Genomic DNA, 11,947 nt, shown 5'->3' with positions numbered 1-11,947 from the left:
GACAGTGGAGGCACCACATGAAGACCCTTGCGCTTGCCCTGACGCTGACGACGGCTCTGGCCGGCGGCGCCCATGCCGCCGACTGGTTCCCGTACCCGGCCCAGGAAACCGTGCCCGCCTTCGCCGCCGACGGCGAGATGCGCCCGGTGGAGTACTCGCCGCTCGCAAAGGCGTCGAAGGACTGGGACATCTGCGTCTCGTTCCCGCACATGAAGGACGCCTACTGGCTCGGCGTGAACTACGGCATCGCCGAGGAAGCCAAGCGCCAGGGCGTCAAGATGACGCTGGTGGAAGCCGGCGGCTACACCGAGCTGAACACCCAGATCAGCCAGATCGAGAACTGCGTCGCCCGCGGCGCCGACGCCGTCATCATCGGCGCCATCTCGTTTGACGGCTTGAACAACGTCGTTCGCGAAGTGCGGGGCAAGGGCATCCCGGTGATCGACGTCATCAACGGCATTTCCTCGCCGGAGCTGTCGGCCAAGTCGCTGGTGTCGTTCCACACCATGGGCAGCGAGGCCGGCCGCTACCTCGCCGCCAAGCACCCGGCCGGCAGCGAGCCGGTGAAGGTGGGCTGGTTCCCTGGCCCGGCGGGCGCCGGCTGGGTGGAGGCGGCGCACAAGGGCTTCATGGAGGCCGTCGCCGGGTCCGCGGTGGAGGTGCTGGAGCCGCGCTACGGCGATACCGGCAAGGAAGCTCAGCTGCGGCTGGTGGAGGACGTGCTGCAGGCGACGCCCGACGTGCGTTACATCGCCGGTACCGCCGTCACCGCCGAGGCCGCCCAGGGCCTGCTGCGGGAACGCGGCCTGACCGACGAGATCGGCCTGCTCGCCTTCTACATGACGCCGGGTGTCTACCAGGGCATCCAGCGCGGCTTCATCGAGGCCGCTCCGGCGGACTCCATGGTCATCCAGGGCCGCATCGCGGTCGACCAGGCGGTGCGCCTGCTGGAGAACCAGGACGTGGTGAAGCACGTCGGGCCGAAGATCTTCGTGGTGTCGAAAGACAACATCGGCTCCGTCGCCCGCGAAGCCATCCTGCCGCCGGAGAACTACACGCCTGTGTTCCAGGTGCCCTGATCCGCGGCGGCGGACCCCGCCGGGCGCGTTTCCCCTCCCTGCCGCGCCCGGCGGGCCTTTCCGCTTCCGTCTGAGACGTCCTTCACACTGCGGGGTTCCTTCATGACCCAGACCCCTCTGGTCGAGACGGTGGCGCTGACCAAGCGCTACCCCGGCGTGGTCGCCCTCGACGCGGTGGATTTCGACCTGCGTCCCGGCGAGGTCCATGTGCTGTTCGGTGAGAACGGCGCCGGCAAGTCGACCCTCATTTCCATGCTGGCCGGCGCGTCGCAGCCGTCCTCCGGCGAGATCCGGGTGCGCGGGCAAGCGGTGCGGTTCGGCTCCGTCGCCGATGCGCGGGCGGCCGGAATCGCCGCCGTGTTCCAGGAATTCTCCCTGGTGCCGACGCTGACCGTCGCCGAGAACCTGTTTCTGGGCGACGAGCCCCGGCGCGGCCCCTTCATCGACCGGCGCGCCATGGTGCGCAAGGCCGCCGAGCTGTTCGCCCGGCTGGAATTCGCCATAGACCCGCAGCGCCGCGTCGTCAGCCTGAGCCGCGCCGAGCAGCAGATGGTGGAAATCGCCAAGGCGCTGCACCGCGACGTCGGCATCCTCATCCTCGACGAGCCCACCGCCTCGCTCACCGACCGCGAGGTGGACCACCTGTTCGACGTCGTCCTGCGCATGAAAGGGCAGGGGGTCGGCATCATCTACATCTCCCACCGCATGCAGGAATTCGGCCGCATCGCCGACCGCGTCACCGTGCTGCGCGACGGCGCCCGCATCGGCACCGTCGCCATGGCGGAGACGTCGGAGGCGCAACTGGTGGAGATGATGGCCGGCCGCGCCATCGCCGAGGTCTATCCAACCATCGCCCGCCGCCCCGGCGAGGTGCTGCTGAGCGTGACCGGGCTGCACGCCTGGGGCGTCCACGGCGTCGACCTGGAGGTGCGGCGCGGCGAGGTGCTGGGCGTGGCGGGGCTGGTCGGCTCCGGCAAGTCTCGGTTCTTCCGCGCCGTCATGGGCCTTCTGTCGATCCGTGGCGGGCGCGTGCGCTTCGGCGGCCGCGACGTCACCGGGCAGCCGACGCGCGCCATGATGGCCGCCGGCGCCTACTACCTGACCGCCGACCGCAAGACCGAGGGCCTGCAACTGGCCTTCACCGCCCGCGACAACCTGGCCCACGGCATCCTGGCCGGGGGCGAGGAGGGCGGCGGCCTGCTGCCGTGGCGCCGCATCCGCGCCCGGGCCGAGGCGGTGGCCGAGCGCGTCGACCTGCCGCCGGCCTACCGCGGCCGGCTGGTCGCCCAGCTGTCGGGCGGCAACCAGCAGAAGACGCTGTTCGGCCGCGGCCTCGGCGGCGACTACGACCTCTACATCTTCGACGAGCCGACGGTGGGGGTCGACATGGGGGCGCGCGCCAGCCTCTACGGCCTCATCCGCGACCTGACCGAGGCCGGCAAGGCGGTGGTGGTGATCTCCTCCGACCTGCCGGAAGTCATGAACCTGGCCCATCGCCTGGTGGTCTTCGCCCACGGCCGCATCGCCGCCGAACTGGAGGGCGAGGCCGCCACCGAGGCGGCGGTGCTGTCCCACTTCTTCGCCCAGCCTGGAGTTCCCGCATGACCGCGACGCCCGCTACCGACGCGCCGACGCCCGACCGCGCCGCCGTCGCGCCGCGCCACGCCGGCCTGCCGGCGGTTGCCCGCGCCCTGTTCGTCCGCCTCGGCGTGCTGCCGTTCTTCCTGGTGGGCGCGCTGATCATCTTCGGCGGCCTGTCCGACCGCTTTCTCACGCTCGACAACCTGGTCAACGTCGCCCGCCAGTCGGTCTATCTGGTGCTGGTGTCCATGGGGCAGATGCTGGTGTTGATCACCGGCGGTTTCGACCTGTCCGTGGGCGCGGCCATCGCTCTGACCTCGGTGGTGTCGGCCATGGCCATGGTGGGGCTGGCGGCGGCCTTCCCCGACGCGGTGTGGCTGGTGATCGTACTCGGCGCCTTCGCCGGCTTCGCCGCGGCGCTGGTGATCGGGGCGGTGAACGGCGTCGGCGTCGCCTTCTTCGGCGTCTCGCCCTTCATCATGACGCTGGGCGTCAGCTCGGTCGCCGCCGGCATCTCGCTGTTCCTCACCGGCGGCGTGCCGGTCTCCGGCATCCCCTTCACCTTCGCCGACACCTTCGGCTTCGGCCGCCTGGCCGGCGTGCCGGTGCCGGTGATCGTCGCCGCGCTGGCGGTGGCGGTGATGTGGCTGATCATGGCCCGCACCCGCATCGGCGCCCATGTCTATGCCGTCGGCGGCAACATCAAGGCCGCCCATCTGTCGGCCATCAACACGCGGCGGACGCAGATCTTCGCCTATGTGCTGTGCTCGCTGATCGCCTCGCTGACCGGCCTGCTGCTGACCGCCCGCGTGGAGAGCGGCGAGGCCAACCTGGGCGGCACCATCGCGCTCGAAAGCATCGCCGCCTGCGTCATCGCCGGCGTCTCCCTGCGCGGCGGCATCGGCCGGGTGGAGAACGTGGTGCTGGGGGCCTTCTTCATCGTGCTGGTGCAGAACGGCATGAACCTGGCGCAGGTGAGTTCCTACATGCAGATGGTCCTGCTCGGCCTGCTGCTGATCCTGGCGGTGGTGTTCGATCAGGTGCGCTATCGCATGATGATGGGCGGCCACTGACGCGGCTGCACCGCGTGGTCTCGGGCGGGGGTATGGACGGCGACGAGCGGCCGTCCATACCCCCGCGTCGGCCTGCTGATCGACGTGGGGGTGCCGTGCGCGCCGCAGGGCCCTCGCGCTGGATCGCAGCCGGCCCGGCCGGTTGATCGGAGTGTCTGACGCGCCGTATGGCACAAAGAGCAAGGCCCCGGAAACGCCAGCGTTTCCAGGGCCTTGAATTGGTGGGCGCACAAGGACTCGAACCTTGGACCCGCTGATTAAGAGTCAGCTGCTCTACCAACTGAGCTATGCGCCCGCAGAGTACTTTTTTCTGCGTCCCTTCAGGATGTTAGCTCCGTTTCACCGGGGCGTTCCGTCCTGCCGAGGCGCGCTTTATACCCAACGCTCGGCCACCCCGCAAGGGCTTTTTTCAAAAAAGTTCACGCCGCTCCGTCACGGTTCGTCATAGCCGCCGCGGCGGCCGATCTGGACGTCGCGGTGGACGTGCACGCTCATCAGGCAGCCCATGGCGATCAGCAGCGTCAGCATGGCCGTGCCGCCGTAGGAGATCAGGGGCAGCGGCACGCCGACCACCGGGATCAGGCCCATCACCATGGCGATGTTGATGAAGACATAGAGGAAGAACGTCGTCGTCACGCCGATCGCCACCAGGCGGCCGAACTGGTGGCGGCAGCGCACCGCGATGGCGAAGCCGTAGATCAGCACCACCAGGTACAGCGACAGCAGCACCAGCCCGCCGGCCATGCCGAATTCCTCGGCCATCATGGTGAAGATGAAGTCGGTCTGGCGTTCCGGCAGGAAGTTCAGGTGGCTCTGGGTGCCCTGCAGGAAGCCCTTGCCGAACACGCCGCCCGACCCCAGCGCGATCTTCGACTGCAGGATGTGGTAGCCGGTGCCGAGCGGGTCGTTTTCGGGGTTCAGGAAGGTCAGCACGCGGTTCTTCTGGTAGTCGCGCAGGAAGCCCCAGGCGATGGGCACCGCGCCCACGCCCGCCGCCAGCACGACGGCGAACTTCCACAGCCGCACGCCGGCCATGAAGAAGATCACCCCCGACCCGGCGATCAGCATCAGCGCCGTGCCCAGGTCGGGCTGCTTCAGCACCAGGGCGGCCGGCGCGAAGACCATCAGCATGGGCGGCACCAGATAGAACGGCCGCCCCACTTCCTCCAGGCTGGCGCCGTGGAAGTACTTGGCGAGCGCCAGCACCAGCGACACCTTCATCAGCTCGGACGGCTGCAACTGGAAGAACCCGAGGTCGATCCAGCGCTGCGCGCCCATGCCGATCTCGCCGCGCACCTCCACCGCCACCAGCAGCACGAAGACGATGCCGTAGACGGGGTAGGCCCACTTCATCAGCTGCCGCACGTCCACCAGCGCCAGGCCGAGCATGAACACCATGCCGACGGCGAACCGCGCCATCTGGCGGTCGGCCCACGGATCCCAGCTGCCGTTGGCGGCCGAGTAGAGCATCAGGAAGCCGACCGAGGCGATGAGCGTGATGACGAACACCAGGCTCCAGCTCACCTGCCAGAGCTTCTCGGTGGTCGTCATGTCGCCGCGGCGGCGGTGGTGGGACAGGAACTCAGACATGGCTCAGGTCCCCGTCGCATCGGGTTTGGCGAGCGGTCGCGGCAGGCCGTTCTCGAACAGCGCCGGCTCCACCGCCGCCGCCTCGCCGGTGCCGGCCGTGCCGGTGCCCGTGGGATCGTCGGGGCCGGGCTCGGCCTCGGGCGGCAGGGCGAGCATTTCCTCGGCGGTCGGCGTGCGGCGGGCGGGGTCGAGGCGCATGCACTCGTCCATCACCGCCTTGGCGATGGGCGCCGCCACCGCCGAGCCGCCGCCGCCGTGCTCCACCACCACGGCGCAGGCGTAGCGCGGGCTGTCGTAGGGGGCGTAGCAGACGAACAGGGCGTGGTCGCGGTACTTCCAGGGCAGGTCCTCGTTCTTGATGACGCCGCCCTGGCGCTCGGTCATGGTGATGCGGCGCACCTGCGCCGTGCCGGTCTTGCCGGCCATCTGGATGGTCTTGTCCTCCAGCGCCGCCTTGCGGGCGGTGCCGCGGTCGCCGTGCACCACCGACAGCATGCCGAGGCGCACCATCTCCATGTTCTGGCGCGAGATGCCGAGCTGATCGGGCGTCTGCGCCGGACGCGGCAGCAGGTTGCCGTCGGGGCCGACGATCTGGCGCGTCAGCACCGGCCGCACGGCCAGGCCCGTGGCCAGGCGCGCCGTCATCACCGCCAGTTGCAAGGGCGTGGTCAGCACGTAGCCCTGGCCGATGCCGGCCACCAGCGTCTCGCCCTTGTGCCAGGGCTGATCCATGGTGGCGCGCTTCCAGGCGGTGGTCGGAATCAGGCCCGGCCGCTCGTGCGGCAGGCCGACGTCCACCGGCTTGCCGAGGCCGAAGCGGTGCGACATCTCGGCGATGCGGTCGACGCCGACGCGCTTGGCGATTTCGTAGAAATAGACGTCGCACGACTGGGCGATCGCCTCCACCAGGTTCACCGAGCCGTGGCCGCCCTTCTTCCAGCAATGGAAGCGGGCATTGCCGAGCGACATGTGGCCGGGGCAGAAGACGCTGTTCTCGGGCTTGATGACGCCGGCTTCCAGGGCGGCGAGCGCCACCACCATCTTGTAGGTGGAGCCCGGTGCGTACTGGCCGCCCACCGGCTTGTTGGTCAGCGGGGCGTGATCGTTGGCGACCAGGGTCTTCCACTCGGCGGTGGTCAGGCCGCGGTTGAAGGCGTTGGGGTCGTAGCCGGGGTTGGACACCATGGCGAGCACCTCGCCGGTGTGCACGTCCATGAGCACGATGGAGGCGCTTTCCTCGCCCAGCACTTCCACCGCCTTGCGCTGCAGGCGGGCGTCGAGCGTCATGGTCAGCTCGTCGCCCGGGTCGCCTTCCTCGCGGCGCAGTTCGCGGATGACGCGGCCGACGGCGTTGACTTCCACCTGGCTGGTGCCGGCGGCGCCGCGCAGGGCGAGGTCGTATTCGCGCTCGATGCCGGCCTTGCCGATGCGGAAGCCAGGCAGTTCCAGCAGCGGGTCGCCGGTCAGGTCGTCCTCCGACACCGCCGCCACGTAGCCGAGCACGTGGGCGAAATCTTCGCTCCAGGGGTAATAGCGGGCGAGGCCCTCGTCGATGATGATGCCGGGCAGGTCGGGGGCGTTCACCTGGATGCGGGCCATTTCGGTCCACGACAGGTTCTCGCGCACGGTCACCGGCACGAAGCCGCGCTTGCGGCTGACTTCCTTCAGCACCTTCTGGCGGTCGTGGTCCGACAGGGCGATGATGCGGCCCAGCGCATCCAGGGTGCCCTCGATGTCCTTGGTCTGCTCGCGCACCAGCAGCACGCGGAAGTTCTGCTTGTTGACGGCCAACGGCACGCCGAAGCGGTCCACCAGCCGGCCGCGCGGCGGCGGCAGCAGGCGGATGTTGATGCGGTTCTCCTCCGCCAGCGTCTTGTAGCGGTCGGATTCCAGGACCTGCAGGTAGTACATGCGCCCGACCAGTGCGGATATAAGCGCCGCCTTGCCCGCCGCCAGCCCGATGGCGCGGCGGGAGAACACCTTGGCGCGATCCCCCTGGCGGGTGGTCATGGAGCGCATCATGGGTCAGGCGTCCTTGATGAGGTAGAGCTGCGCCCGCGCCAGCAGCCAGCCGAGCACGGGGTAGAGGGCGAGCGTCAGCAGATATTCCACGGCCACCGTCTGCAGGTCGGCCGACAATCCGTAGATGAGCGACACGGCCAGCCACTTGGTGCCGGCGGCGATGAGCCCGACCAGGGCGAAGGCCCACCACGTCACGGCGAAGGACTTGCCGTTGAAGAACTTGTACTGGCTGACCACGATGCTGGTCGTGATGAGCAGCATGAGCGCGCCCGAGCCGAGCGGCGCCCCGGTCAGGATATCCTCGAACAGCCCCAGGCTGAAGGCCGAGCCGTAGCCCATGAGGTCGGGCCGGTAGACGGCCCAGTAATAGACCCCGATGAGCGACAGCATGGGGCCGACCCGCACCATGCCGGGCAGGTGGGTCGGCGTCGCCGCCAGAAGGATGAGCATCAGCGTGAGCACGAACGGCACCAGGTGCCGTGCCATCGTGTCCATCCGCTGCCACAGGGTGGGACGCATCGCCGCCGTTTCTTCTTCTACTGGTCGAGCCGGGCCGCAGCCCGCGGGGCCGCGACGGGGCTCACTCCAGGGCTTCGCCGGGGAGGATGCCGTTCAGGCCGTAGTCGACGGCCTGCACGATCTCCAGCCGGTCGCGCTGTACATAGGGCGCGACCCGCACGACGCCATCTTCCACCGACGCCACCACGCCCACGGGCAGCCCCTGCGGGAAGGCGCCGGCGGCGCCCGAGGTGGCCACCAGGTCGCCCGGCACCACGCCGGCATTGGCCGGCAGGTAGATGAGCCGCGGCCGGTCGGTGTTCTCGCCGGCCAGGATCGCCCGCTGGCGGCCTTCGCCCACCATGACGGGGATGCGGGAGTTGATGTCGGTGATGAGCAGCACGCGCGAGGTGCGCAGGCCCGTTTCGGCGACCCGCCCGACCACGCCTTCGCCGGTCATCACGGCCTGGCCCTTGCGGATGCCGTCGCTGCTGCCGCCCAGCACGAGCAGGCTGTGGGCGAAGGCGCCGCCGGTGTCGGCCACCACGCGGGCGGAGACGAAGGACGCCCCCGGCTCCGGACGGAAGTTCTGCAGGCTGCGCAGGGCCTCGTTCTCGGCTTCCAGCTTGCGGGCGACCATCTGCCAGCGCAGCAGGCGCTGGTTCTCTTCGAGCAGGCGCTGGTTTTCCTCGTAGAGGTCGGTGAGGCCGCGCACCGCTTCCACCCCCGCGGCCAGCGAGGCGGCCGGGCGCGACAGCACGTCCAGCACCGGCGCGACGCTGTCGGCGACGGTGGTGCGCACCCGCTCCACCAGGACTGTGTCGGCCTTGCCGAGCAGCATGAGGGCGAAGGACGCCCCCACCAGCGCGAGAAGGGCGAAGCGCTGCATGACGCCCTTCAGGGCGCCCAGGCGGTTCAGCGCGACGGTCGACTGCTTCACGAGGAGCCATCCCCCACCAACTGCCGGCGCGACGAGGATTTTCGCACCGGTATTCCACTCATGCCCGGCCGTCCGCCTCGTGTCCGGAACGGCGCCGCTGCCCCCTCCGGGTCGCGGCGCCGCCGATCTTAGTACATGGAGGTAAGGACGTTCTTAAGCTTCTTCATTTCTTCCAGCGCCCGGCCGGTGCCCAGCGCGACGCACGACAGCGGGTCGTCGGCGATGGAAACGGGCAGGCCGGTCGCCGCGCGCAGGACATAGTCCAGGTTGGTCAGCAGCGCACCACCGCCGGTGAGCACGATGCCCTTGTCGACGATGTCGGCGGCCAGTTCGGGCGCGGTGTGCTCCAGCGCCACCTTCACCGCCTCGACGATGGCGGAGACGGGCTCGGCCAGGCTGTCGGCGATCTGGCGTTCCGAGATGACCAGTTCCTTGGGCACGCCGTTCATCAGGTCGCGGCCCTTGATCTCCATGGTGCGGCCTTCGCCCTGTTCGGGCGGGCAGGCGCAGCCGATTTCCTTCTTGATGCGCTCCGCCGAGCCTTCGCCGACCAGCAGATTGTGGTTGCGGCGGATGTAGCCGATGATCGCCTCGTCCATCTTGTCGCCGCCGACGCGGACGCTGCGGGCATAGACGATGCCGCCGAGCGACAGCACGGCCACTTCCGTGGTGCCGCCGCCGATGTCGACGACCATGGAGCCGGTCGGCTCGGTCACCGGCAGGCCGGCGCCGATGGCGGCGGCCATGGGTTCCTCGATCAGGTAGACGCGGCGGGCCCCGGCGGCCTCGGCGCTTTCCTGGATGGCGCGGCGCTCGACGGCGGTGGAGCCCGACGGCACGCAGATGATGACCATGGGCGAGGCGAAGCTGCGCCGGTTGTGCACCTTGCGGATGAAGTGCTTGATCATCTCCTCGGCGACTTCGAAGTCGGCGATGACGCCGTCGCGCAAGGGGCGGATGGCCTGGATGTTGCCAGGCGTGCGGCCGAGCATCTGCTTGGCTTCGTCACCGACGGCCAACACCTGCTTCTTGCCCTTGACCTCGGCAATGGCGACCACCGACGGCTCGTTCAGAACGATGCCGCGCCCTTTCACGTACACCAGCGTGTTCGCGGTACCGAGGTCAATCGCCATGTCGGCGGAGAGCCAACCGGTCAGCCTGGAAAACATGCTTCCTCACTCAGCCAAGCTAATGCCAAACGTTGTGGCCTGCGATTCGACAATGCCGGAGGAAGGTCCCTCCGGCATCGCCATATCCCTATCTTCCCGAGGGCCCGGCAACAAGTGAAAACCAGGGCCCTGCGCGCGAATCACGCCCCCATGTCGCCGGGGGCGGTCTTCTCGCGTTTCACCAGAAGCTTGTTCAACGCGGTGACGTAGGCCTTCGCCGAGGCCACCAGCGTATCGGTATCGGCACCCTGGCCGTTGACGGTCTTGCCGTTTTCCTCCAGGCGCACGGTCACTTCCGCCTGGGCGTCGGTGCCCTGGGTGACGGCGTGCACCTGATAGAGCTGCAGGCGGGGCGTGGCGCCGCACAGCTGCTTGATGGCCTTGAAGGTGGCGTCGACCGGCCCGTCGCCTTCGGCGGTGGTGGTCTTGCTGTCGCCGTCGATCTCGAGGGTCAGGGTGGCGGTCTGCGGGCCCTTGGTGCCGCACACCACCGCCAGGTCGACCACCTTGATGCGGTCGCGGGCGCGGATCAGCTGGTCGTCGATGAGGGCGACGATGTCCTCGTCGAACACTTCCTTCTTGACGTCGGCCAGGTCCTTGAAGCGCTTGAAGGCGTCGTTCAGGCGGTTGTCGCCGAGGTCGTAGCCGAGCGCCTTCACCTTGTCGCGGAAGGCGTGGCGGCCGGAGTGCTTGCCGAGCACCAGGGTCGACTTGTTGAGGCCGACGCTCTCGGGCGTCATGATCTCGTAGGTCTGGGCGTTCTTCAGCATGCCGTCCTGGTGGATGCCCGATTCGTGGGCGAAGGCGTTCTTGCCGACGATCGCCTTGTTGGGCTGCACCACGAAGCCGGTCACGGTCGACACCAGCTTGGACGCGCGGGTGATGTAGGTGGTGTCGATGCCCGTCTCGTAGGGCATGCGGTCGGGCCGCGTGCGCAGGGCCATGACGATCTCTTCCATCGCCGCGTTGCCGGCGCGCTCGCCGAGGCCGTTGATGGTGCATTCCACCTGCCGGGCGCCGGCGTTCACGGCCGCCAGGCTGTTGGCGACGGCGAGGCCGAGGTCGTTGTGGCAGTGGACCGAGAAGATGGCCTTGTCGGCGTTGGGCACCCGCTCGATCAGCATGGCGATGAGCGCGGCGTATTCGTCGGGCACCGCGTAGCCGACGGTGTCGGGGATGTTGATGGTGGTGGCGCCGGCGGCGATGGCGGCTTCCACGCAGCGGCACAGGAAGTCGTGTTCGGTGCGCGAGCCGTCCTCGGCCGACCATTCCACGTCGTCCACCTTGGAGCGGGCGTAGGCGACGCTGTCCTTCACCGCCTGCAGCACGGCCTCCGGCTCCATCTGCAGCTTGTACTTCATGTGCAGCGGGCTGGTGGAGATGAAGGTGTGGATGCGCTTGCGCGCGGCCGGGGCCAGCGCCTCGGCGGCGCGGTCGATGTCGGCCTTGGTGGCGCGGGCGAGGCCGGCGACGATGGCCTCGCGGCTCTGCTTGGCGACCGCGTTGACAGCTTCGAAATCGCCGTTGGACGCGATGGGGAAGCCGGCCTCGATGACGTCGACCCCCATTTCCTCCAGCAGCGCGGCGATGCGGCACTTCTCCTCCAGGTTCATGGAGGCGCCGGGGCTCTGCTCGCCGTCGCGCAGGGTGGTGTCGAAGATGACGACGCGGTTGGACTGGCTGCTCATCGGGGACCGGGATCAGGAACGGAAGAACGGGGCGGGCAGGGGGATGGAACGGGCGGGCACCGAGCTCCTGCGGACCGGACGCCGCCGCGGAAGCCGGAGCGGAACACGATCAAGCACAGGCGCGTCGCGGCCTCCCGGGAACGAGGCTTCGCGGAGAGCCGGCGGAGACGGGGGCGAAGACCGGACCGGCGGAACCGGAAGCTTGTTCCGGATCGATCGCCCTGACCGTTGTCCTCGCGTCGCTGCGCATTGGCACTCCCTGCCGCCGGAACGGAAGTTCGACTTGCTGCGGATGTTTTCGACTTGC

The 11,947-nt window shown here is 69.1% G+C and carries 9 protein-coding genes and 1 tRNA gene; 3 read left to right on the top strand and 7 right to left on the bottom strand.

Features of this window, described 5'->3' with window-relative positions:
- Positions 1 to 17: 17 nt before the first annotated feature.
- The 3 genes from torT to CRP50_RS12950 all read left to right on the top strand — a co-directional run bounded on the left by torT (position 18) and on the right by CRP50_RS12950 (position 3,733).
- The gene (gene torT / locus CRP50_RS12960; RefSeq protein ID WP_097279593.1) at positions 18 to 1,079 is read left to right on the top strand and encodes a TMAO reductase system periplasmic protein TorT; all 1,062 of its coding nucleotides are present in this window, start codon (positions 18 to 20) and stop codon (positions 1,077 to 1,079) included.
- A 102-nt stretch (positions 1,080 to 1,181) separates the two neighbouring features.
- Positions 1,182 to 2,684, top strand: a complete 1,503-nt coding sequence (locus tag CRP50_RS12955; RefSeq protein WP_097279592.1) for a sugar ABC transporter ATP-binding protein — start codon at positions 1,182 to 1,184, stop codon at positions 2,682 to 2,684.
- A complete protein-coding gene (locus CRP50_RS12950; RefSeq protein ID WP_097279591.1) occupies positions 2,681 to 3,733 on the top strand; it encodes an ABC transporter permease in 1,053 nt (350 codons plus the stop codon). The genes CRP50_RS12955 and CRP50_RS12950 overlap by 4 nt, the downstream gene beginning before the upstream one ends.
- A 219-nt stretch (positions 3,734 to 3,952) precedes the next feature.
- Here CRP50_RS12950 and CRP50_RS12945 read toward each other — a convergent pair.
- The 7 genes from CRP50_RS12945 to CRP50_RS12915 all read right to left on the bottom strand — a co-directional run bounded on the left by CRP50_RS12945 (position 3,953) and on the right by CRP50_RS12915 (position 11,640).
- Positions 3,953 to 4,028, bottom strand: a tRNA-Lys gene (locus tag CRP50_RS12945).
- A 137-nt stretch (positions 4,029 to 4,165) separates the two neighbouring features.
- Positions 4,166 to 5,323 carry a rod shape-determining protein RodA gene (rodA, locus tag CRP50_RS12940; protein ID WP_097279590.1) on the bottom strand — a complete coding sequence of 386 codons (1,158 nt, stop codon included), beginning with the start codon at positions 5,321 to 5,323 and terminating at the stop codon, positions 4,166 to 4,168.
- Between the two features lie 3 nt (positions 5,324 to 5,326).
- The gene (mrdA, locus tag CRP50_RS12935; protein ID WP_097279589.1) at positions 5,327 to 7,345 is read right to left on the bottom strand and encodes a penicillin-binding protein 2; all 2,019 of its coding nucleotides are present in this window, start codon (positions 7,343 to 7,345) and stop codon (positions 5,327 to 5,329) included.
- A gap of 3 nt (positions 7,346 to 7,348) precedes the next feature.
- Positions 7,349 to 7,831 carry a rod shape-determining protein MreD gene (gene mreD / locus CRP50_RS12930; protein WP_245913465.1) on the bottom strand — a complete coding sequence of 161 codons (483 nt, stop codon included), beginning with the start codon at positions 7,829 to 7,831 and terminating at the stop codon, positions 7,349 to 7,351.
- 94 nt (positions 7,832 to 7,925) lie between these two features.
- Positions 7,926 to 8,783: a rod shape-determining protein MreC gene (gene mreC, locus CRP50_RS12925; protein ID WP_097279587.1), complete on the bottom strand. Its 858-nt coding sequence runs from the start codon at positions 8,781 to 8,783 to the stop codon at positions 7,926 to 7,928.
- Positions 8,784 to 8,911: 128 nt separating this feature from the next.
- Positions 8,912 to 9,952: a rod shape-determining protein gene (locus CRP50_RS12920; protein ID WP_097279586.1), complete on the bottom strand. Its 1,041-nt coding sequence runs from the start codon at positions 9,950 to 9,952 to the stop codon at positions 8,912 to 8,914.
- A 140-nt stretch (positions 9,953 to 10,092) separates the two neighbouring features.
- Positions 10,093 to 11,640 (bottom strand): 2-isopropylmalate synthase, encoded by a 1,548-nt coding sequence (locus CRP50_RS12915; RefSeq protein WP_097279585.1) that lies wholly within the window; start codon positions 11,638 to 11,640, stop codon positions 10,093 to 10,095.
- Positions 11,641 to 11,947: the final 307 nt, after the last annotated feature.

The organism is Caenispirillum bisanense, assembly GCF_900230255.1.
Lineage (GTDB): Bacteria > Pseudomonadota > Alphaproteobacteria > Rhodospirillales > Rhodospirillaceae > Caenispirillum > Caenispirillum bisanense_A.
The sequence above is the reverse complement of the archived record's forward strand: the minus strand, read 5'-3'. Positions and strand labels throughout refer to the sequence as shown.

Excerpts from the sequence above, each read along its gene's own strand:
- torT (WP_097279593.1), top strand. The coding sequence starts at position 18 with ATGAAGACCCTTGCGCTTGCCCTGACGCTGACGACGGCTCTGGCCGGC.
- CRP50_RS12955 (WP_097279592.1), top strand. The coding sequence starts at position 1,182 with ATGACCCAGACCCCTCTGGTCGAGACGGTGGCGCTGACCAAGCGCTAC.
- CRP50_RS12950 (WP_097279591.1), top strand. The coding sequence starts at position 2,681 with ATGACCGCGACGCCCGCTACCGACGCGCCGACGCCCGACCGCGCCGCC.
- rodA (WP_097279590.1), bottom strand. The coding sequence starts at position 5,323 with ATGTCTGAGTTCCTGTCCCACCACCGCCGCCGCGGCGACATGACGACC.
- mrdA (WP_097279589.1), bottom strand. The coding sequence starts at position 7,345 with ATGATGCGCTCCATGACCACCCGCCAGGGGGATCGCGCCAAGGTGTTC.
- mreD (WP_245913465.1), bottom strand. The coding sequence starts at position 7,831 with ATGGCACGGCACCTGGTGCCGTTCGTGCTCACGCTGATGCTCATCCTT.
- CRP50_RS12920 (WP_097279586.1), bottom strand. The coding sequence starts at position 9,952 with ATGTTTTCCAGGCTGACCGGTTGGCTCTCCGCCGACATGGCGATTGAC.
- CRP50_RS12915 (WP_097279585.1), bottom strand. The coding sequence starts at position 11,640 with ATGAGCAGCCAGTCCAACCGCGTCGTCATCTTCGACACCACCCTGCGC.